This window comes from Brakhagea slesvicensis (assembly GCF_052161625.1).
GTDB lineage: Bacteria > Planctomycetota > Planctomycetia > Pirellulales > Pirellulaceae > JBKCUI01.
The window spans coordinates 2,705,743-2,728,955 of record NZ_CP197412.1; the positions used below are offsets into that span (position 1 = coordinate 2,705,743).

Consider the following 23,213-nt stretch of genomic DNA (forward strand, 5'->3'; position numbering starts at 1 on the left):
CCGGACTGGTTTAGATGGTAGTCTAGCGGACTGGTTCGATCGATTGTTTTGAAGCCATTTGAACTGGATTGCGATCGGGAGCCGTCCCCTCTTCCAAGACGGTCCTCACCGAGCTCGCAGCGCGGAGTTGCGCCAGCAAGTTCCTCTCGGCTTGCTGCTTTCGCTCCGCAAGGATTTGCTCTTGGATTTCCGAGGCGCAGTCTGCCAGGGAGCGAACTTCCGACGGGACACGTTCCAGCACTCTCAAAACGATCAGACGTCCATCGTCTTCGATGATGGGACTGACCTGACCCACTGGGAGTGACTCCAAACACTTGGCCAGCGCCACCGAACCCACAGAGCTCGTTGTCATCCAAGGATAGGAGTTGGTATCGAATTGGTTTTTCTGAAGGTTCATTCCAGGGCTTGCTTCGTAACCCTCGGCCCGTCTTCGCAGTGTTTCCGCCAGCCGGATGGCATTTGCCTTTGTTCCGCATTCGCTCACATAGACGACCAACTCCTCCCATCGCACTCGACTCGGACGCGAGAATCTCGGTCGATGCACTTCGTAGAAGGCCGCGATCTCGGAGGCGGAAACGTAGCTCTCGGTCGATGATCGCTTTGCGAACCATGCCCGCATTTCGTCTGGAGCAACAGCGTTGGACGTGTTACCACCGGCCAAACGCACTTCGCTTCGAACCTGTTGTTCGATGATTTTCCAGTTCACCGCTTTCTCGACCGCGATTCGCAAACGGGTTTCTTCATCGCGAGGCGAACCGGTAAGCAGGGATCGATCCCCTTCGCTGTCGAGCAAGCCCTCGATTTGACTTCTCATGATCGCTTCGCCGTTGACCACCGCGAGGACCCTTTCATTGCCGCCCTTGCCATCGGGGACCCCGTCATGAACGCCGTCCGATTTGGGGGCTTGAAACGACACCTTTTGAATTCCATCGAAAAGGTCCGGTTCCCCGCCTGCTGCAACCGATTCCCCGTCCAGCGAGGCCGCGGCTGGGGTGGGGCCTTCTCTCGGCGCATCTTCTTGTTCTAAAGGTTTTGTCATGCAACAGGCGAGCGCTAATCGGGCGTGGCGTCGGATGCGAGCGGAAGGTTCTTTCTCACAGCGAGTGAGTTCCTCCAGTTTCTTACGGACGTTGGCACTGCAGCAGGAGGGTGAGCTGCAATAGCGGCAACCGCATTCCGGTTTGCATTGGAGCGCGCGAACTGCTTCGTAGCGCACCGATTCGGTGCAATCGCCCAGTCCTTCGAGGAGAGCCTCTTCCACTTTTTCATAGCATCCGCCACACCCGAGGGTTGCCAAATAACGAATGGCCATGATCTTTTGTGGCGCGCTGTCCTCTTCTTTCTTGATATCCGCCGCCGCTTGCACGGCAGGAGGAGCTTCTGGACCCATATTCTCAGGGGCTGTCAGCGGCAACACGGGGGGTTGCGGTTGAAGCCCGGGGAAGCGCCCGGTCAGGTCGAGCGAGGACATAAGCCGGCTCCCCAAACGTTGCAGGCCACCCCCGATCCCTTGTGCGGCGGCGTCCAACCCTAGGAATTTGGGAAGTGTCGTATCGCAAGCCGGACTGGAGGGTTGAATCGCGACAATCGTGGTAGTCCCAGCGTTGGCGCTGGTAGGAGGAGGGGTAGTCGCGGCGGGTTTGGGAACCGAAGCGCAGCCTACTACGTGGGCAATGAGCAGCCATCCGAACCAATACCACCCTCTGGGAAGGCTCAAAGCCATTCGACCATGGAGAAAATCGGGTGCGATCACGTTGGGAGCCTGTCTTGCAATCAGACAAATTGGAAAAAGCGAACCATACGTAATGCTTCTTCGACTTTCTCGATGGAATAACTTGAAACTTCTAAATTGCAGGAGGGCACGAACAAGTTATTTTAGTTGGATCTCTTTTCGTATCGGGGTAGTAGGTTCCCCTTTGACGGTCAGGCTCTCTTCGAATCGCCTGGGTCGATTCTTGATAACCGCCATGGCTGAAAGTTTGTACTTCCCAGGCAAAACACCTTGCAACCGAAAGAGTCCGAGCGAGTCGACGGAAGTGCTAGCGATTGTTTCACCGCTTTCTTTCGATAGGGTCACCTCGGCATTGGATACCGATCGCTCCGCGTAGGTGACCAAACCGACAATTTCGCGAGGCCGAGTCGCAATCATCTTTTGCCACTCCTCTTCTCCGACCAGCTCGATGGTTCGCCTTTCGATCTCGCTTACATTTCCAGCCCGATCTATTGCCGCGACGACGAGGGTGGACATACCTGTGGGAGCTTCGGAGGTGGGGAGGGTGATTCGCCATGTTTGGTCTTCTTGCCGGACGCCCATCACGGGAGTTTGAATTTCGGACCACTTCAATACACCTCGCGTATCGATCGCGGCTTGCACTCCTGCAATTCCACTTAACGCGGCGTCGTCGGCGGAAACGCGAAGATCGAGGTCGGTCCCTTTGGCCAGACGCGTGCTGGGTCTAATCTCCATACCTTGGATCGACGGCTTGTCTCCGTCGATTACAACTGGAATCGGAGTACTCCAAACGGACTGGCCACCGCTCTGGAGTCTTGCCAGCAGATTGATCTTCCGGTTGACAGGGGTGGGGGGAGGAAGGTCCAGTTGGAAGTCGGTTACTTGGGGATATATTTTGGTCCCCTGCAGTCCGTAACGGGAGGCTTGGATGGTCAAGTCGCGATCGGAACGGATGACGAGCGGCGACTCGTCTTCAAACTCGCGATCTTGGTCTTCATCCCATCCGATTTCAAGCCGGTCGCCATCGTTGAGAAAGGAGTCCGCCCAAGCGTCGACGAGCACCTGGACATCCTGCAGGGATTGTCCAGGCACGAGCGCCGAATTGGGCAACACATTCTCAATTTGGATGCGAGGTCGGTCGTTGCGTACCGGGGCGCTGGAGAACGTTCTCCAGCAGGGGATGCTGGCTACGAAGGCTCTTGGGTATTCCTCGATATCGAGTTCGACATTCAACAGTCGCAGGGTTGTAACGGGTACTTTGCAGTACAAACGAAGCGGTGTGTCGGGAAGCAGAGTTCCCGAGAGCTTCATTTCGGTCCCTTTGGGAAGATTCTCACGGACACGGCCTGCAACGGGGATTCCCGAGGCAGGTAGGAGGGATGGATCTTGGCAAGTGAGAACGAGTTCGGCTGTTTCCGAGATGCTGTCGTAGCTACATCGCGCATCGATATAGCTTCGCGGGTGTCGAGTTCGCATCGTAATCAATCGCCAGCCCGTTCGTCCGGTTTCTTGGTTTTGAAACTCGGCAATGACTCCATACGAGACAGTGTCCATCGGTACGGAGGATGCGCCCTCGACAGAAGGGGCACTGCTGGTCGACTCCGTCGGGGAGGCGCCCGCAGCGTTGGGAGGGGGAGGCGGCGGGGTTTTGGGCGATAGCCAAGCGGTAGATTCGGCGCTGGTGAGTTCGATTTCGTTGCATTCCTGCCAGAGTTTCATCTCAGGAAGTTTGGTCTTGAGCGTCGCACTCGCTTCATTGGAAAGTTCTCCGGTCGGCAACAATACCGAGATGGGGCTTTGAGGAATCCAAAGCCGAACATCGTATTTGCCGGATCCCACTTCTGACGATCGCAGGCCGAATCTCGCGGATGCGGCTCGATTTGGGAATAGATCGATATCGATGCCTGACGAGGAGGGTCGCCAAGCACCACTTTGCACATCCGCAATCAAGCGAACATCGCTCGAGGAGGGTAAACGAACTCGGGTTTCCAATCGCGTGTACTGAGAACGAGTCACCACTTTCCAAAGGACTTTTTGACTCCCGTCCGGTCTCTCGCTGCGTGAGATGCGGAAAGAAATGTCTTTGGTGCTATTGGGGGGGATCGCTATGGTTGGTTCGACGGTGGCAGCAACGGGATCGATGGGATAGAGAAGTCCATTCGCCAATTTTTGCATGCTGTCTCGGACCGCTTGCGCATCTCGTCCATCGCTGTCTGGAGGGGAGGTCGCTAGGAGGGCGGCGAGGCGTTCCTCAAGGGTCTTATTATCCTTTTGCAATCGATCTTGCAGGAACGGGAGAAAGTAAAGGGGTTCGCCCTGAAGAGATTCGATCGCGATCGACTGGGCATCGAGATCGGCCAGAACCCAGACTTCCTGCACCGAAGGACTTCGATTTCTTAATCGCAGCGAGACGGTCTGTTCACGGGTCGATTCCAACGAGATTTGTTGCGGAGCTTGCGCGACAATGTCATTCGGCGCAAATGGCGAGTCTTGCGAGCTCGGCAGGATCGTCGCCAGCTTTTCTCGCATCTGCATATCGGCTGTCCAGTAGAAATTGTATTCCTCTTCGGTCGCATCTTTCAAAGCTTGGCGAAAGCAAGCTCGACGAACACGCATCAACTGGGCGGCTTCATGCCGAGCGATCGATTCGAAGAGCAGGCGAGGATTCAATGCGTTGGGCGAATCCACGCGGATTTGCCGAACTGCGTTTTCTTGGCGGCGCAATGTTTCGAGAGACGATGCGCGATCCCACAGGTTCGGGTCCACACGAAACGATGCACGCCAGTCCTGCAATGCGTCCCAAAACGAGGCTCGTTCGGAACCGCGTGCGTCGGCATTGAAGAAGGGGGGGGCTTCGAACACCGATTGGACCGGGACAGGTGATTGGATCCATTGAAGCCACCTTTGAAGGAGGCGATCCCGTTCTGGACCGTTGTAGTAGGACCATTCCAGCAGTTCATAGATCTGCCAGTAATCGGATGGTTTGGGTTCGGAGTCCACCGTATCGAGTCGACTAGCTTCTTGAATCCAAATGTCTTGTAGGACTCCCAGCTGTTCCTCGAGAGCAACCGTCGTTCGCTGCATGCTTTCGAGCGAGCAGGACTCCAGGCTTATCAACTGTTCAGTGAGTTCGCGATGCAAAGGAAGGGTTCGGCCGAGTGTGGACTCGATTGCGACATCGAACTCCGACCGTTGTACGGGAGATGCAAGTCTTTCTTTCCAACCATTCCATTCGTAATGGACTCGATACCAAAGCCTTTTTGCCAAGTGGACTTGTTTGACCTGCTGTTCTGCGTGGACCAAGTCCCTTTCGACCTTGTCGAAGCTTTGGCTGGCGAGGGTTTCCCAGTCGCTCGGTACAAGGTCCGTGCAAAGCCGCGTTGCCCGCAACCACTCTTGAAACGCTGATTGCAAGCTCTCGCTCAATTCGCGATTGCCGCTTGCAGGTTCCGATAGCAAATGATCGAGCTTGCGAAAGAGCCTCAGCGCTCGGCGGGCGAGTTCCCAGGGAGCTTGCTGGTCGACCGTCAATCTCCTCGCATAGAAGCAATCGGCGATCAGAGATTGATCGAAGGGGGCAGGCGTTTCTAATAGCTTGATCAATCCTTCCGAATTGGGGGCGATCAACGCTTCCTCGAAGGATCGCGTCCACTGGGTGACTGGGAGTGCCATTTCGGTTCCGTGCGAGGCGATGGCGAGCCACTTCAACGAAAGAGGTGGCATTTCGTCAGACGTCGGTGCAGGTAATTGTTCTTTCCATGCTTCCAACGGGCCTTCGAGCTTGACGGTCTTGTCCGTTGCTAGTTGGTGGATGGCGACGATGAGTGCGACGAGTTCAGCGCGTGATAGCGAAGTATCGGTCGAGCCCCCCAGTCGCAGTTTGCTCTCCATGTTTTGTAGTTTGCTAATCGTGTAGGCCCAGGCGACGGGCATCGATTCCCAAGGGCGAAAGGGGCTCGCATCATTCCGTTCGACGTAGGAGCAGTACTGCCGAGCCAGCTGGAGCAATTGAACGGAATCGTTGATGGCCGCGGGGAGGGAGCGGAGATCCGGTCCATCTGGTAGTTGGAGATCGGCGGGAGGGGTGGAGCTGTCGGCTTTGTTGGTGGAGGCGGGATCTTCGGCGAGATCGGGGCGAAGCCCGATGGAGACTTTGATGGGGTCGGCTACAAACGAGGGAAGCAGATCGATGTTGTCGGAAATTTCGTCGGCGATGCGTCCCGATACACGTTCCGTTTTCTCCGCAGCGAGTTTGGAGAGCCAACTCTGTGCTTTCTTGTTTTCTTGTTGGAGGACTTCCGCTTCCTGGGGAGCTTCCGTGTTGGAAGCTGGATTCTCTACCGTTTGTTGCATCTCGATCAAACGTTGCTTCCATGTTGATTCAGGGACGCTTGCCACGATCCAATCGTTGAAGGCCTCCAGTCTCCGACGGTCGCCTAAGAAGAGTGGGGTTTGAGCAACTTCACCTTGAGATTCGGATTGGATGATCTCAGCGGTCGTGCGCTCGACGAAGCGATAGAATTCATGGAACGAGACTTTTTTGTCGTCTCCGATCAAGCCTTCACCGGCGAGAGCGCGGGAACATGCGATGAGGAATGCAGGGGCGCGATGGGTTACCGATAGATGGCTACGCTCGGTGGCTGAATGGGACGCGATCACCCAGAGTTTTGAATAGTCGGGTTGTTTCAGGAGTTCCGGCAAATTGTCGAGAATCGATGGAGTCCCCGGTTTTTCGGGAGTGGGAAGGGAATCAAACTCGATGAGTACCAGCACTCGCTGGACAGGCAGCTGAGAGAGTTTGCTAAAGATGTCTTCGAACAGCACTGCGCTCGCATCGGGGTTTCCAGGGTTCAGATCGGACGAGTGGAGTGCGGCTCGTCCGCTGACCATCGATGTTTTGCCGCTGAGGTATACGATGGGTAAATCGGAAGTATGCCAGTTTTCCTGGAGAAGGTTGTCGATCGAAGCGAGGGCCTCGGCGGGGGTCGACCATTCTCGGAATTGAGAGGAGGCCTCTGCTTCGTCAAAGTAACCGTCGCTGGAGAGAAAGCGGATAGCAGCATCTCGGAAGAAGGGAACAGGTTCGACCCATGGAGATCGATAGTCTCCCCCAGAAAAGAAATAGAGGCGAACGTTTGGATGGTAGAACGGCGCGAAGAGAAGGTATGCAAAGAAGCAAAGCACTGCGGTGAGCGCCAGCGAGAACAGTGTGCGTCGCACGACGATCGTTTGGAATTCACGAAACGAACCCTCGTTACGAGGTCGCCAGGATTCGCGAAGCGTCGCAGGTCGGATGGATCGATTTGGCATCTCTATTCCTGCGTTTTGGAGCCCGGGAGGAGGTAGTTCGTAGTGGGCATGCTTTTTATCCAGGTCTGGAGAACGCCGTTGGGAGCGGAGGTGTGATGCCGACGCGCCAGTTGCTCGATAGCGATTGCAATAAGGCGGCTGGTCAAACGTGGATCGGGAGGAATCGGCTCTCCATCGGCTGGTCCGAGGGACCCTTCGCTCCATCCGATCGCTGAGGCCAGGGCGGCGACGGGGCCCGCCCACTTCAGTTTCTTCGCTAGCTCCAAGGCTCTCATTCGATCTGCATCATTCGGTTGCTTGATCCAATTCCGGCAGGCAGTCCAAGCGTCCCGTTCGATAGGTCTTTGGGGTGAATCGAGGTGGGGCTCGATCAGCGCACCGGCCCATGCGATCAGTTCGCGTCGATCGCTATGAAAGCCTTTCCATCGCAGGCAATCGCTCCATCGGCTTGCACGAATGAGCTTCTGTTCAATGGCCTCGCCCTGAGAACCATCCGAGACGAGCTCGGTAGGATCCTCTTCTATTTCCAAGTAAGTCACTCTCTCGGCCCAATGTTCTGCATCGAATGCGGCGAGTGCCGTTTGGTTTTCGACTGTTCCGATTGCCGTGATGGGGGCCGAGGCCCCTTCGACAGCGAACAGGAACTCCGTTCGTCCTATGCTGAGTCTATCGCGATCGTGCAGGAGGTGCTCGCAGGGGTTTGGCAAGGGATTGCCATTGAGCAATGGGCTGCTCGAGGCCGACCGGACGACCAAGATTCCTGCGTGGGGTTCGCAGCGGATGACGAACGGAGATTCGTCCATGCGGTCATCTTCGGGGATGGCAAAGTCATTCCAGTCCGAACGTCCAACGCTCGCTAGCTGACCGCTGCGCAGAACAAACCGCTGCCCCGCAGAAGGACCTGAAGTGACGGTGATGGCAACTCGCATCTGGGAAAACGCCCTCGCGTGATTAGTTGATGTTGATCACTCCACCTTTCAAGTCGAGTGTTGCCGATGCCTCGACCTTTCCGGTCGTCGCTGAGATCTCGGCTGAGATTCCCGCTTCGACTTTGATATTGGTGGATTTGAGGGTGATGCTCGATCCGTCGATGACAATACTACTGCCTCCGACCTGCAACGTGATTTTTTGTCCGGCGTCGATCGTGCAAGTTCCCGAGGGAATGGAGATGGATTGGTTGCCAGTGGAGATGGTGAGCGAATCGTTTCCTTGTTCGATCGTCGTGGCCCGGTTGCCAGTTTTGATGGTCTCTGTTTGGTTTTTCCAGACCTCCAGCGTTTGGCTGCCATCGCTGGATTCCTGTGTCCCGACTCGGATGGTTTGGTTGTTGAAGACCTCGACAGTCTGGTCGCCGGAATCCTTCTTGGTGAATCCCACTTGAAGGGTATCGTTGTTTTCAACAATCCGTTCAAAGTTCTTCTCAGCGTGGAAGTAGACGAGTTCTTCGTCTTTCTTATCGACGAATCGCAATTCGTTAAAAGTCTCCGCCGTGCCGGAAGGAGTCGATCTGGTTTTGATCCCGCTCGTCGCTGCTTGGTCGGGAAGCGTATACGGGACGACTTGGTCGGTGTTGTAGACGCGGCCGGTGATGAGGGGGCGATCGGGATCGCCTTCTAAAAACTCCACCACGACTTCTTGACCGATTCGCGGAATGAACATCGCTCCCCAGGTTTTGCCCGACCAGATTTGCGCGACGCGAATCCAGCAGGAGCTGTTCTCATTGGAAGTCCCTGCGCGATCCCATGGGAATTGAACCTTGACCCGGCCAAGATTGTCGGTCCATATTTCCTCCCCATCCTTTCCAACGACTTTGGCCGTTTGCGGTCCAGCGATAATCGGTCGAGGGGTCATGACCGGTGTTCGGTACTGCTGTGTTTTTTTGATCGCAGAGAACTCGACAATCGATTGGTTCTCGGAGTCCACTCTTGCTTGGTCGATTTCTCCGGAGGTGATGGTGGTTCGAGACGAGATGATGAGATACTCGCCATTTTCGGAATTCGCTGGATGATCACATAATTCGAAGACGTATCCTGGTTTAAGTCTCGAGGACTTTCCGGTGCCTTGGATCTGCGCGAATTGGCTACTGTGTAATTCCGAGCGCACCCTCACGTAGTTGTTTCCGTCGGCTGTTTCGGAGTAGAGCCCGGGATAGTCGAAGTATTCGAAGCTGGAATGGGGATGCGTTTGTTCGCCATTGAGCCTTACTTCCAAACTGACGTTCGGTTTGTTGTAGTCAAAATCCCTGTAAACAAATTTGCCCGGTTGAATTACGAGGCGATGTTGCCATTCGTAGATATGTTCATCGGCGGTTTCGGCATTGTTGGGCGGTCGAAATGGGATTTTGGGAGTGCCGCTGATTTTGGCATGAGAGGAAACGTTGTCGACCAAAACCATTTTGTGATCGGATTGGGAATGATCGAAGTAGTAGTAGATTCCCTCCTGCTCCATCAAGCGGCTTGCGAAGTGAAAATCGGATTCTCGATATTGGACGCAGTAATCTCGTACCTTGTACGTCTTCGTGAGTTTGGATTGGTAATCGGTCAGACCATTCTTTGTTCGAAAAACGTATTCAATGATTTTCGAAGGGTCCAACTGCTGATGGATGCGGCAATCGCTCGTGTGGGTCAAGAGCCAGAACCAGGGTTTCAATTCGAACTTGTACAACGAATAAAGGCCGATCTGACCTACAAGTTCGAAGTGCGAGATGATTCCGTGAAAGAATCGTGATTCATCGGAGATCGCGACCTCGATCGCCACCGATTTTCCAATCGTCGAGTAGGGGCTGATATCGGATTCGGTCGAGAGGACCTCCACTTGGATGGAGAACAGCCGCCCCAAGTGTTCTTCTGCAACTAGTTTTCGGAAGATCGTCGACTCGTCGAAAACACCATGAATCTTGTTGATGCGCTGGGCGTTGACTCCGCTCGACATGTCGAACTACCTTTCAAGCAATCACTGCAATATCGAACAGGAAAAGATCTCGGTGATGTGGGCATCGCTTCGGTCCGAGCTTCGGGATCCTACAGTACTCAGCCGTGTACTGTACCCAAATCGGTCAACTGTCGCGACTCTTCGAACCTTTTCCGCCACGCATAGAACTGATGTTCGAAGCCACTTCTTTCATCTCGTGTCTCCTGTTCTTGGCGACTTGATAATGACGCTGGAGACGTGCGTGTTTTGCTCGCAAATTGAGATGGAGATTTTTCAAGAAGGAAAGCCCAGGAACTTCTTTAAGTTCATTGAGGATGCTATCGAGTAATTCGAACATGCGATTCTTCCGCTTCCCTAAGAGACGACTCCTGGTCAAAGCGATGGTTGTAGGCGAACCTGAGCTACCCAGTGCGGCTCGGCTCCCACTATACTATCGTCGATTTCGAGCCGCAACTTCGTTGCAGTCAAAGGAAATAACGAAACCCATCAGGAAAATGCAATCATCGGAAGACGACGCCCGGGAACCGGATTTCTCGCTGATGGGGACCAATCCCAGGGAAGTATTCGAGCGTGGGGCCCAGGCGGCCCAGGCGGGCGACTGGAACAGTGCCGTGCAATATTATCGGCGTGTGACCCATCTGGCCCCCGGGGTGGAGGCCGGACATTTCAATTTGGGCAACGCGTTTTTTGAGCTTGCTCGTTTCCGGGAGGCGGCGGCGGCGTACCGCGCGGCGTTAGCTTTATCCGAAGACCCAGCCACCTGGAATAATCTTGGCAATGCGTTGAGCGAATTGCAGGAGTCCGAGGACGCGGCGGCCGCCTACCTTCGAGCTCTTCGGAGCAGCGGCATTCGTCCCGAGCTAGCGTCGCAGTGTTTTTTTCATTTGGGGCGTGTCCAGCTTGCTCTCGGTCGTTATGCGGACGCCGCGGATTCCTTCTCTCGGTCTTGGGAGGGGGCCCCTGGCAATCCCCGTCCGGTGGAACGCGGCATCCGAACATTGGGAATCCTGCAGGAATGGGACAGGGGGGTGCGTTTAGGAGAAGAGGCTCTCGCGCACGATCGTTGCAAAGTCGATGCTTGCTTTGGACTCAGCGCCCTCTGGCAGCAGAGGGAGCGTTGGGATTTGGCATTGTCGTATTTGGTGCAAGCGGTCGATTGGTTTCCGGAAGACCCTCGCACCTTTTCCAGGCTCGCTCAGCATCACGCGCGGCGCGGTCGCGTGTCCGAAGCCACCGCGTGCATTCACCGGGCTGCCACTCTTCGAGAACCGTCTGCAGAATTGTTTAGCCACTGGATTCAGATGCTTCAATTTTCCTCGGTGCATCATCCGAGCAAGGTACGGGATGAAGCGAAGAACTGGCGCGTGGCGAAGTCTGGGCATTTGCGATCGAACGACACCGCGATGCGCTCCACGCATCGATTGCATTCGGAACGATTGCATTCGGAACGCCCAAGCGGGGAGGAAGGACAGGATCCATCGTGCGATGACACATCTCGCGGGTTGCGCATCGCGATTCTGGTCCAGGAAGAGGCATTGGAAGCGATCGTATTTCAGCTTTTGCCCTATCTGAAACATCGAGACCGATCCCAGCACTCGATCCATGTCTATTGGTGTTCTCTCGACGAGCATCCGATTCAGAAGGAATTGAAACCGCTTGTCGATCAGTGGTCGATTTCCCACCAATCGACCGACGCGTCGATGGCTGGGCGAATCGAGGCGGAGAACTCGGATATCTTGGTCGACATGATCGGGCATGGTGCTTCGACCAGGCTCGGGGTGGGGAAGCTTCATCCTGCCAAGGTAAACGTCTTTTGGAGCTACTCGCAACAGACGAGCGGCCAGCCTGATTTTGCATTCCGCCTCTTGCACCATCTCGATCCGACCCCATTCCGGCATGAAGCGTCTGAATCGGCCCTCGTCGTCAAGTACCCTGCTGTGTCTCAGACCGATCTGCTGGTTGGCGAATTCGATGGCGTTTTGGAAGAAGCATCGACCCGACACACGATCCGCTTTGGATTTTGCGGGGCAATGAAATGGATGACTCACGAGTCTCTCGATTTTTGGGCCTCCCTCCTTGCAGCGTTTCCCGATTCCACGCTTGAGATTCTTTCCCCAGAGTTGAGAAACCATGGGACGGAAGGAGAGATCCGGGAAGGATTTACCCGTCGAGGCATACTGGATTCGAGAGTCTCTGTGGATTCCAATCGCGATGGATGCTCCTTTGCATCGATGGCGCAATGGTGTCGAGGGCTGGATGTTCTTGTATCAAGCTTGCCTGTTGCGTCGATGCCAAGCCCGCTGGCTGCTCTATCGGTGGGTTGTTTGGTTGCGGGGGTGCTTGGGGATTCCGCGCCAAGAAGGGTGCTCGAGCCGTTGCAATCGATGGTACCCGAGTCGCTGGTACTCGAATCCTCGGGTGCAGAGTGCATCGATGCGCTTCGGGGAAAGTTGGAGAATATAGAAGTCTTCCGCCAGCAGAGGGGCGAGCGATGGCAATCGTTCCTGCGCTCGCCTCTTGTGAAGGGGGAAGATTATGCTCGATCGATGGACGCGGCTTGGTTGGAAGCGATCGATCGAATCTCTCGAGCGAATGCGTGACGAAGGGCCACAAGGACTAGGAGATAACTTGAGCACGAAGAACATTCAAAAGCTTTTCGCTTCCATCACGCACCAAGGCATTTGTCAGTACATGGAGCAGACGGGTTGGTCATCCATGCAACGGGGGGATCGACTCGATTTTCAAAAGCAACGTGAAAACACGGAGACACCTCAAACCGTCTATATCACCGCTCGCGAAGACCATCCCAAGTTTCGGAGCCTGGTACCAAATTTGATATTCAGCCTTTCGGTATTGGAGGAACGGGAGGCATACAGCGTCGCGGAAAGTATTCATCGCGTTGCACAGGAGATGCGTCGACCGGATAGTGTTCCCGCATCGGGATCGATTCCAAGTGTTGCAGCCGAATCGAGCGTACCCAACCCAAGTGTTCGCGAGAGTTCGAGATGGATTCGGATTCGAAACGGTACCGCTTCGTCGATCGAGGTAGCGTGGGGGGAGCAAGGCAATGCGGCGCGGTTGCTCGGGGGAGAATCTTTGTTCGTAGACCCATCGGACTTCGAATTCGGATTAGAAGTTCATGGAGATGTCCGGATTTTTGGAGCATCCAAGACGGCGGGGCATCGAATACGCCCACTTCTCGATTTACCGGGTCGCAAAATTTCCAGCCCTAAGCTCGTGGAGCAACAGATTCTTCGCATCCTAGGCAATCAAGGGGATACGACGGAGTGGCTCGGTATGGTCCACCGATTCTTTTTCGCCAGCGGCCTGCGTGCATCGGGAGAGGTTGTGCAGCCCTCACGGGAAGCAACGGCACAGCTCTTGCGGTCTTTGTCGATGCTGTTGGCAGATCTTTCCGAACGCTTGGATTCTCCCGATGGGCATTGGAAGGGAGATCATTCTAGTTCTCTTTTCGAAATCAGCCGCTGGCTTTTAGCGATGTGGGGAATTACATTCACCGCTGATCCTGATGCTCCTTTTCAGCTTTGTACTGCATTGCTCTCCGACCGCGGTTCCACTCCGACCCAAACGCTTGAATGGCTGGAGTCGAACTGTGAGTCGATCGCATGTTCGGACAGGGACGCATCCCTACCCTAGTCGCTTTCCTATTTCCGTTTACGGAGTTGCCAAGTGGTCGAGTTTTGTAAACGAATCACCGAATCATCGCTATTTAACAGATCGATTCTTGGGCTAATCGTCTTGTCGGGGATTCTCGTCGGAGTGGAAACCTATCCGGCTTTTGAAGAGGGGACGCCATGGGGGGAATTATTGCAGTGGATCCAGTCGGTCATTCTTTTGGTATTTGTGGTCGAAATCGCGATGAAAATCATCGCCTGCGGTAGAAAGCCTCAAAAGTTCTTCGCTGAACCATGGAACTTGTTCGATCTCGCCATCATTCTTATTTGCTTGCTACCTTTTAATCTGCAGTCGGCCGCAGTGGTTCGCATGGCTCGTATATTGCGAGCGTTGAGAATGATTACCATCTTGCCCAGGTTGCGATTGCTCGTGAGCGCACTGCTCCGCTCGATTCCTTCGCTGGGTTATATTGGCGTTCTATTGGGGCTTCACTTTTATATTTATTCCGTGATCGGAACCATCGCATTCGGAAAGAACGATCCCATTCGATTTGGGTCGTTGCACGCAACTGCCTCCACGTTGTTTCAAGTTCTTACCTTGGAAGGTTGGAATGATGTGCGCGACACGCAAGTCATGGGTAGCGATGTGACGTACGATGAAAGTTGGAAAGAGATCGCCTCGTCGAAGCGTGTGTCGCAGCCGATGCCTTTGTCCGCTACGTTCTATTTCATGTCATTCATTCTGCTCGGAACGATGATCATGCTCAATCTCTTTACAGGGGTGATCATTAGTAGCATGGAGGAGGCCCAATCGGAAGTCGCCGACAAGGGGGACCGCGAGACGCAGCTTGCAGAGAAAGGCTTTTTAACCTTGCATGATGAGCTGGCCATCATCAACGATCAGCTTCACAAGATCACTTCTCAGGTTGCGAAGCTTCAAAGCCAGTCATCGGAAACAAACCGATTATCTTGATCCGTCGCCAGCTCCCGTCGATGGGGCGATCGGATCGAAAGAGGGTTCGGTCGTCGGTACAACGATCGAGTCCGGAGTAGCTGGGTTGGATAGTGCGGAGTTGGATAGTGCGGAGTTGGATAGTGCGGACGCCTGTGTCGTGGACTCGAGAAGGACTTGCGGTTGGGCGGGAGGTGGGAGACCTTCCGGCAGCGCTTCGTAGGTGGGAGCCGGTAGCGTGGGCATAGGGGCCTCCTCCTCCTCAGGGACTTGGACTCGCCATTTCGGAGTGGAGGACCTGGACGTTTTCACCCCATCGGCGAAGACGATACGGTTGTATTCGAGCAGCGTTCCTTTTTCGAAGTGGATGTTCTTCAAAGCGATCATGTATCGGACCAACGCGTCATAGAAAGCGGTATCGGATTGGGATACACGGCTTTGGGCATCCAGGATTTCGTTCACGTTGACTTGGTTGTTATTTTCTTCCAAGTTCTTCAGGATCGCGAGTTGCTCGTAGGCTGCTAAGCGTTGGTTAAAAGTGGTCTGGGCGACAGAAAAGCTTCGGATGGCAGCCGCATAGGCATTGCTCAAATCATGAACAACTCGCCGCTCTTTCGCTTGGAGCAGTTCTTGATCCTTTGCGAGCTTCAGTTGAGCGTTTTTAACATTGTTGTAAGCGCGTCGGAATCCGACCGGTAGATTCATCTCCAGTCCGAATTGCCATTCTTGAAATTGACCCGAGGTCATGCTCGCCACCGCGTTGTCGAACTCCGCCTGGCTTTGGCTCCACAAGTCATCGCCGAAACCGCGGATGCGGTATTGTGAGATCAGATCGAGTTGTGGTTTGAGCGCATTTTTGCTGGCGAGCAGTTCTAATCGGCTTCGCGAGATTTGAAGATCTTGTTTTCTCAGTTCGGGTCGGAGGCTCAAGGATTCTTGAACCAATTGCCCCCAGTCAAAGACGACTTGAACCAAGATCGGGTCGTGCGCAGGTCGGATCATACGGCCGTCGTTGATGGGAAGATTCATCAAAAGCCTGAGACGGCGTTCCGCCGTGTGAACGCCTTCGATCGCTCGGAAGGAGCCGCCGCTGCTCCCGTTATTGGTCCGAGTGCCTTCGACTTCACGTCCCGTCATCGCATCGAGGACTTGCGCTTCAAACCGGTAGTACTGCTCCCTCGCCCTCGCTTCCTTATCGCTTGATCCCGACTGTTGATCTCGATAAGTCTTCTCAATTCTCCATGTATTGAGGGCAGCGTCGCGGGCTGCGATTTTCGCTTCGAGGTTTCGGTAAGCGAAGTAGAGATCCCAGTAAGCGTTTTCTACATCGCTGACGAGATCCCGAATTGCCATCTCGTAGTCGAGGATTGCGGAGTCGGAGTTGACGCGTGCAATGAGAATGCCGTTATAGACGCCGGGGGTTGATTTGGGGCCCGCGATGCGGTTGTATTCGAGACCGCCACCTCGTGCCAGAGGATGGCGAAAGCCGACTTCTATGTTCGTTTGCCACACGCTCGGAAATAGGTTGCTCGGCGCATTGTTGGCATCGTACGACGTGTTTTTCCGTGCGTAGAGATCGGTTCCATATGCGGTTGTTTTGGTCAGTTCATTTTGGTAGTTGATCAAATCTTGCTGGAGCAAGTTGGTACCACCACCGATCAATCGGTTGTTAAGCGGCAAGTCGTTTTTGTTGACCGTGAGCCGGCTATTGAACTGGGCATCGAAGGCAGCGAGGGCCGATTCGATCCCAAGCCTGGGGTCGGTCGCTTGGATTGCAGGATCGTGGAGCGACTGGACGCCACTGGCGGTGCGCAGGGTGGTCCCACCAAGGTCCTGCAGTATTTTCGATCGTTCCACTGCGATTTGGATCGCTTCGTCGGGTGTCATGAGCCATGCCGTCCTCTCGGGTGAGAGCAACGTCAATGGTTCTGAGGCGATCGACTCGACGAGGACCGCGCGCGGCTCCTCGGAAAGGTCATGCAAATAGGAATCGGATCCGGGGTGAGCCAACTTTTGGAGCGTCGTCAGGGCTGGCACCGCGGGCTTGTAGTCGCGAGCACAACCGGGAAGGCACGCCATGCCTAAACTCACCAGAAAGAGACTGCGGTGCAAACTACGCATGGAGATAGCAACGAGATTTGTCTGAAGGGCAAAGAATCCGCCCGACTGCCGGGGCGACTCCGTCACAATGTCCACTGGAACACACCACAGTCCCTTATCGGGCTGGTGCGAAAGCCGACATAAGCGATAAAATCGGCACAGACGAAAATTCCATTGTTTTGAAACGGCTGGTGAACTGGGTGTGGTAAACCAGGTAGCGCAGAGAAAGTGCACGAGCAAGTGAATCTGGATCAGCGACTGGACCTGTTATCCGAACTGGCCGCGAAGATGCCTCTCGCCCAGGTTTACTTCGATTCGCTCGTCGAATCTTTATGCGAAGCGACGAATGCTCGCGCTGCCGCGGTTTGGACTGTGGAAGGATCACGTTATCGATTGCAAGCCGAGCGAAACCTTTCCTCCATCGGGATACATGAGTTGGAGTCGGTCCGCGTCCAGCATGAGCAAGGCCTGGAGTTGGCGTGCCGATCCGACGAGCGTTCTGCCCGTGTCATCGACGACGATGGAAAGATCTTCTATTTCTTCTTCGCCGGTGATTTGGACGGCGATACTTTCCTGGTCCTGGAGATCGCAACCGATCCGATTTCCGAAGGGACGGAATCGACACTCTTGGCGATCCTCGCCGCTTTTCACGAGACCGCCCGGGAGTTTCGCAGTCGCTCGACAATCCAGTCCCTCAAGCGACAGCTCGAGGGATTCCAAGCATGGTCCCAGCGCATCCCAAAATGGTACGCGTGCGAACATTTTGATCAAACAGCGTTCCTGATCGCAAACGACCTCTTGGAAATGGGGGGGTACCACCGAGTCAGTATCGGGTCAGTCCGCGGCACTCGCGTCAAGCTGGCGGTGATCAGTGGGACACCCGTGTTGGATCGACGTGCGAAGCAAGTTGCGTTGATGGAAGAGTTCATGACCTTTGTCGCCCGGGCCAATCTACGCGTCGCGTATCCAAGCGACGAAGAATTGCCTCCGTCTCTGGCGGTGTTGGCGGAGCATTATATCGATGCAAGCGGTGCTTCTTCGATCTGCATGGAGACTTGGAACCTTCCGCACGAGACGCGGGGGACGAGAGATGCCGCGGCCCCCTTTTCTGTTGTATCCATCGAGAATTTTCACTCGTCGCGTGCGGAAATTCCAGAGGGGCTAGAGTTCGTTTTCCAACAAGCCGAATCGGCACTTGGGTTGGCATGGAAACGAGACCGCGGCTGGTTTCTTCGAACTGGCAAATGGCTCGATCAATGGTACAAGCGAATCGCTGCATCGAGATGGGCTGGGACTGGATTGGGCATAGCCATCGTCGGATCCTTGCTCGCGCTTTTCACGATTCCGATCGAATACGAAGTTTGGGCGGAGGGTGTTTATGAGTGCTCTCTGTCTCGCGACGTCTTCGCGCCACTGGACGCAGAAGTCGTCGAGATGCGTGTTGACCATGAAAGCCGGGTCCAACAAGGAGACGTGCTACTCATGCTGCAAAGTCGGACGCTCGACCTGAAGCGAGAAGAGCTCATGACGCAGCGAGAAGTCGCTATGGAAAAGCTTCGTGCGCTGGAAGCTTCTCGGTTGGGGGATCGCCGCAACCGTCCGCAGGACCCAGCCATGCCAACCGATTGGTCCGCCGCAGAGAAAGAGTTGAGAGAACTGGTAGCGGGACAAAATGAACAGTTGGGGATCATCGACAAGATGATTGCATCGCTAACGCTGCAAAGCCCCATCACGGGGCAAGTAATCAGCTGGAACAACACAAAAGATTGGATCAGTCGACCGGTTCGCCAGGGGCAACGATTGGTTTCGATCGTCGATTTGCAGAGTCAAGGACAGTTGCGTTTGACCATTGATGACCGGGACGCGCGCGCTCTGTTTCGACGCACTCGCGAGAACAACGAGCCAGTGGAAGTTCGATTTACTTTCGTGAACGATCCGACGGTTACCCACCGGGCCGAAGTCGTACGGACGGCGATCAACGCCGAACGTTCAGATCGAGTCGGTCGATCGATTCGAGTCGAAGCCGTAGTGGCGGTCGGTCAGAATGTATCCCCTCAACCGGGTGCGAAGGTTCGTGGTCGAATCCCATGCGGCGATACGACCCTTGGTGGGCTTTGGTGCAGTCGGATCCTTCAACAGTGGAGATTATGGTGGTATTTCTAAAGCTTCGCCATCGGAATAGATCCATGGATTCGAGACACGAACATGGGACCGTTTCGCGAGCGTTTCGTGGAGTGGTGTGCAGGTCGTCGATGGCCATGGTGGCCTATTGTTGGATCGCGATGGTTCCGACTGGGGCGCTCCAAGCTCAATCGTCAGACGAGCTCATCATCTCTCCCGTTTTACTGAAAGCGATGGAGGAGGTGGAAGTCCCAGCCCTTCTCGATGGCGCCGTCCGCCAAATCGTGGTGCAAGAAGGTGGGATCGTCGACCCAGCAAGCGTCCTGGTTCGCATGGACGACCGGATTGCAAAACATAAACGGGACCAAGCCGAGTTGCAGGCGAGAATCGCGGGACTAAAGGGAGCAGATCACTCCACTGTCGATCTCGCTCAGATCGAAGTCGAGGTAGCAAGCGCGGCGCTCCAAAGGGCGAACGAGTCCCGAAAGCGATTTCCCGATACTCCGTCCCAAGCGGAGATGGATCAGATTCGCCTCCGTGTGGCGGAGGCAAATCAACACCTTGAACGGGCCAAGCAAGATTTGGAGTTGGCCAATCTGACGCATGATCTTGCTCGCTCCTCCCTCGACGCGGCCAATCTCGAATTCGACCATTGTCAAATACGATCCCCCATCCGCGGTACGGTTGTTCAAATCTTCGCGCGCCCGGGAGAATGGATTCGACAGGGGGCTCCGGTGGCTCGAGTCCTTCAGTTGGATCGTTTGCGGGCGGAGACCTATGTCACACAAAAGCAGGCATCCTCGCTATCGCTCGACGGCGAAGTCAAAGTCCTTATCAACGACACGAGTACACAGGCACCTGGCAAAGAGGGTGCGAGGGAGATTCGTGCGAAGATTGTTTTCATCAGTCCCGAGGTCGATATCAACGATGATCGTCGTCGCGTGGTTGCCGAAGTGGACAACGCTGAACAACGGCTTGCACCTGGGATGCGCGTTGCGATTCGCATCCCCACCGTCAATCCTTCTATCGATGCTCGTCGACGAAAGCTACCGTGACACTTCCCCTTACTTTGATGCGTAGGAAGCTTGGGCGTCGGTTCGAACACGTGATGGAATGCGGGTAGCCTTCGATATGAGTCTCGTCCTTGGAACGCCTCCCGCACTTCTCTCCGCGATGGATAGGCCCATTCCCCTCCGAAGGCGGCTTGATCTGATTGTCCGCCAATCGGTTGGACGCGAGGGGGTAAGGTTCACGATCAAGGACCCGATTGCATTCCAGCATTTTCAGTATCTTCACGAGGAGTATTTTCTGCTGCAGTGTTTGGATGGTCGATCGAGTCGTCGCGAATTGCAAAGTCGATTCGAGAAGCAGTTCCCAGGAAAGCGATTGAGCATTCCTCATCTGGAGCGATTGTTGGCTAATTTTTTTTATCAAGGATTGGTTTTGGCTGATCGTCCAGGGACAGGCGAGCGGCTCTACGCAAGATCGTTGAAGAGCAAGAAATTGTCACCTGCGAGCCTGATTCAAAAACTGCTTTGTATCCGGTTCCGTGGTTTTTCATTTCGAGTTGTTCTCGACGAGGTGGAACGAAGAACCCGAACCTTGCTCCATCCGGTCTCGATCCTTTTGTTCGCTCTTTTCTTGGTCTTCACCGTCTGTTTCGCGGCGATCCACCGTGAAGCGGTCCAAGAGCGTCTACCCGATTGGAATGAATATCTATCCTTTCGCTACGTCAGTCTTCTGATTCTCGCGATAGCGGGCGCGAAAATCCTTCATGAACTGTCTCATGCGATGGTATGCAGACGATTCGGCGCCGAATGCAATGAGATAGGGGTCATGCTCCTTTTATTCGTGCCTTGTCTGTATTGCGAGGTATCGGATTCGTGGATGCTCGAGAGCCGATGGAAGCGTGCGGCGGTAGCTGGGGCAGGTATTGCGGCCGAGTGCGTGCTCGCCGCGATTGCATTCTGGTGTTGGTGGCTGACATACCCTGGAGTTGTCCACGCGATTTCGCTTCAAGTCATGATCGTTTGTTCGATCAATTCCATTTTGATCAACGGCCAGCCTCTCCTTCGGTACGATGGATATTTTGTTCTTTCCGATGCGCTGGATCGTCCCAATCTATGGACGGCTTCCCGCGCGCAGGTTCGAAAGCTTGTCGGAATGTTTTTTCTAAAACCTGCGTTTCAACCCCGTGATCCATTGATGCGCTCGGGAATGTTTTCTTTATGGTTCGGGTTGGCTTCGTCGATGTATCAGATCGCGGTACTGTTAGCTATGCTGTGGGTCTTGTACCTGTTGGCGATCCAATGGCGGATGCTTTCCGTATTCTGGATGGTCTCGTTGTTGATGGGAGGAACCATTGCGTTGGCGACCACATGGCAGTGGGGTTCCCAAATGAAGGTCCCTTCGTTCCGACGCAGGTTTAGTTTCGCGCGCAGTCTCGGGAGCGGAGCCGCCATCCTCGCGGGAATTGTCCTTCTCTTTACCGTTCCCGTTTCTTGGAACGCGACTTCTTTTGGAATTGTGCAGCCGCAGCAACGACAACCAATTCTCTCGATCGTCGCCGGGAGGCTTGCATCCTGCGTGGAGGCGGGGGAGTATGTTCAAGCGGGGGAGGTGATTGCCACGCTGGAGAATCCGAACTTGGAGTTGGAGAGATCCGATCTGCAGGTCCAGCTTCAACAAGCGAGAGCTCGCGAGGAAAGTCTTCGCCGCAAACGTGCGTTCGACCAATCTGCATCGCAATCCCTTCTCAGCGCCGAGCAACAAGTCGTTGGGCTGGAGCAGGAGCTAACGTTGCTTGACAAGAATCTCGACCTCCTCACCGTTCGGGCAGATCGAGCGGGGTGGTGTGTCGAGCCTGATCGAGGCGCCGTCGAAGAGTCGCAATCACAGGCATGGCAAGTACCGTTATTGTCACTCCCAAACCTCGGTTGCTACATCGAACGCGGAACATGGCTTGCGACCGTGGAGCAAGAAGGAGGTTCGGTGTTTCTCGCCTACTTTCGCGAATCCGATGTGGTGGGAGTTCGACCTGGACAAGAAGCCAATGTTCTTTTGAGGAGGCAGCCGGATCGTCTCTTTGCAGGGGTAGTCCGGCAGGTGAAGCTAGACGCCACGGGAGAAATCCCCCCTGCACTCCAACGCGAATCCCTGTTCTCTTGGTACGCGACCACCGACGGAACGAAGCCCAAAGAGACGGTTTACCTCGTCGAAATTGAGCTACAGGGGGAGCAGCGATCCGTCGACGCCGACGGAATCGGAAGGGTATGGGTAAGCACTTCGCCTCTTCCGCTCGCTGCCATTTTGTGGCGATCCATTTCTTCGAACGTGCGTTGGTAGATTCCTGTTGGGATCTCCGGCTCGCGAGATTACGGGATCAAAAAGGCTCCTGCCGTCAACGCCGTTCCCTCGATGACCAGTGGTTTGAGTTGCAGCGGCGGCAACTCTCGTACTCGCGGTGCCGGCCAACCTGCTTCATAAGGCCAATTCCAATAGGCGGGCTGGCGAGCGTCGTGAACCGACATGGCATAGGGCAACGCGGGAATCGTGGCGATGAACCGAACTCCCGAAAGGGCGGGCTGCACCAGGCCGCAGGTTCGACCGTAACGTTCCAAATTGACCTCTTCAAAGTAAAGAGGCTGATAGGGAACCGCAGACGCTGAACGAACGGCGGGCGTCGAGATATTTGAGTTGGAGGAGAACCACTGCGGCTCCACGGTCTGTATCGGGCCAAGAACTGCTTCCACCTGGCTTTCGGGGAGGAGGGTACTATCCCCCTTCGATTTCGGTAGCAATCCGATGGAAACCGACCCGATCGGCTTCATCGGGGGGAGGAAATGGGCCTGTGGGGTGCCTGTTTTCTCCGTTCCCCCTGCCGATACCGGAGAGGGAGGCATCAAACTCGGTTCGTCACCCGTCCAAGCGTCCGCAGGTGCTTCGACGACAACGGGGTGCCCGGTCTGTCCCTGCAATTGTCGGAGCTTCACCCCCTGCTGCGCGATCGCGGGGAGCCCATAGCCGACACCCACCGCTACAGCGATGGAAGGCCAAATGGGGGTGGTTCGAAGAGTTGGCATCGCATGAACATCCTGTTCCAAACGCGGTTTTTATTCGTCCTCTCGGTAGAGCGACGCGGCGGGGATCCCTCCCTGCTGACGGGAATGTTCGAATGAGCAAGCATCATAAAATCAGAAATTGCAGGCATTCCCTACGAGCGATAAACGCCGATTGCGCGGTACGACAGGAACAAACAGAACTTATTTGTGATCCAAGCCTGATAAGGTGTGACTTTTGGAGCGGTTGTAGACGAAAATCAAATGAAAAGCTGAGCGTCCGAGAGGGGCACAGCTAAAATTGTAAGGCTTGTTCGTTTTGTCGACTTTATGACTAAAGGTCCGAGAGTAGCGTTTCACCCGTCTGTAGGGTG

General features: G+C 55.0%; 12 protein-coding genes. 6 read left to right on the top strand and 6 right to left on the bottom strand.

Features of this window, described 5'->3' with window-relative positions; genetic code table 11:
• Positions 1 to 22: 22 nt before the first annotated feature.
• From SH467x_RS10265 to SH467x_RS10280, 4 genes are all read right to left on the bottom strand, one after another.
• Positions 23 to 1,717, bottom strand: a complete 1,695-nt coding sequence (locus SH467x_RS10265; RefSeq protein ID WP_482371175.1) for a peptidyl-prolyl cis-trans isomerase — start codon at positions 1,715 to 1,717, stop codon at positions 23 to 25.
• 153 nt (positions 1,718 to 1,870) lie between these two features.
• Positions 1,871 to 7,042, bottom strand: a complete 5,172-nt coding sequence (locus SH467x_RS10270) for a carboxypeptidase-like regulatory domain-containing protein (protein WP_482371176.1) — start codon at positions 7,040 to 7,042, stop codon at positions 1,871 to 1,873.
• 2 nt (positions 7,043 to 7,044) lie between these two features.
• Positions 7,045 to 7,971, bottom strand: coding sequence for an FHA domain-containing protein (locus SH467x_RS10275; protein ID WP_482371177.1), 927 nt, complete (start codon positions 7,969 to 7,971; stop codon positions 7,045 to 7,047).
• A gap of 22 nt (positions 7,972 to 7,993) precedes the next feature.
• Positions 7,994 to 9,973 carry a type VI secretion system Vgr family protein gene (locus SH467x_RS10280; protein ID WP_482371178.1) on the bottom strand — a complete coding sequence of 660 codons (1,980 nt, stop codon included), beginning with the start codon at positions 9,971 to 9,973 and terminating at the stop codon, positions 7,994 to 7,996.
• 494 nt (positions 9,974 to 10,467) lie between these two features.
• Between SH467x_RS10280 and SH467x_RS10285 the strand changes: the two genes are divergently transcribed.
• Genes SH467x_RS10285 through SH467x_RS10295 form a run of 3 tightly spaced genes read left to right on the top strand, consistent with a single transcriptional unit; the run spans position 10,468 to position 14,581 of the window.
• The gene (locus SH467x_RS10285) at positions 10,468 to 12,573 is read left to right on the top strand and encodes a tetratricopeptide repeat protein (RefSeq protein ID WP_482371179.1); all 2,106 of its coding nucleotides are present in this window, start codon (positions 10,468 to 10,470) and stop codon (positions 12,571 to 12,573) included.
• Positions 12,574 to 12,601: 28 nt separating this feature from the next.
• A complete protein-coding gene (locus SH467x_RS10290) occupies positions 12,602 to 13,630 on the top strand; it encodes a hypothetical protein (protein ID WP_482371180.1) in 1,029 nt (342 codons plus the stop codon).
• Positions 13,631 to 13,663: 33 nt separating this feature from the next.
• Complete coding sequence (locus SH467x_RS10295; RefSeq protein ID WP_482371181.1) at positions 13,664 to 14,581, top strand: ion transporter; 918 nt, start codon at positions 13,664 to 13,666, stop codon at positions 14,579 to 14,581.
• On the opposite strand, the gene SH467x_RS10300 is transcribed toward SH467x_RS10295, so the two are convergent.
• Positions 14,573 to 16,681, bottom strand: a complete 2,109-nt coding sequence (locus SH467x_RS10300) for a TolC family protein (RefSeq protein WP_482371182.1) — start codon at positions 16,679 to 16,681, stop codon at positions 14,573 to 14,575. The two genes, SH467x_RS10295 and SH467x_RS10300, sit on opposite strands and share 9 nt — an antisense overlap.
• 207 nt (positions 16,682 to 16,888) lie before the next feature.
• Between SH467x_RS10300 and SH467x_RS10305 the strand changes: the two genes are divergently transcribed.
• From SH467x_RS10305 to SH467x_RS10315, 3 genes are all read left to right on the top strand, one after another.
• Positions 16,889 to 18,823 carry an efflux RND transporter periplasmic adaptor subunit gene (locus SH467x_RS10305; protein WP_482371183.1) on the top strand — a complete coding sequence of 645 codons (1,935 nt, stop codon included), beginning with the start codon at positions 16,889 to 16,891 and terminating at the stop codon, positions 18,821 to 18,823.
• Between the two features lie 23 nt (positions 18,824 to 18,846).
• Positions 18,847 to 19,836 carry an efflux RND transporter periplasmic adaptor subunit gene (locus SH467x_RS10310; protein WP_482371184.1) on the top strand — a complete coding sequence of 330 codons (990 nt, stop codon included), beginning with the start codon at positions 18,847 to 18,849 and terminating at the stop codon, positions 19,834 to 19,836.
• A gap of 76 nt (positions 19,837 to 19,912) precedes the next feature.
• Positions 19,913 to 22,126, top strand: coding sequence for a site-2 protease family protein (locus SH467x_RS10315; RefSeq protein WP_482371185.1), 2,214 nt, complete (start codon positions 19,913 to 19,915; stop codon positions 22,124 to 22,126).
• Positions 22,127 to 22,155: 29 nt separating this feature from the next.
• On the opposite strand, the gene SH467x_RS10320 is transcribed toward SH467x_RS10315, so the two are convergent.
• Positions 22,156 to 22,863 carry a hypothetical protein gene (locus SH467x_RS10320; protein WP_482371186.1) on the bottom strand — a complete coding sequence of 236 codons (708 nt, stop codon included), beginning with the start codon at positions 22,861 to 22,863 and terminating at the stop codon, positions 22,156 to 22,158.
• Positions 22,864 to 23,213 lie beyond the last annotated feature (350 nt).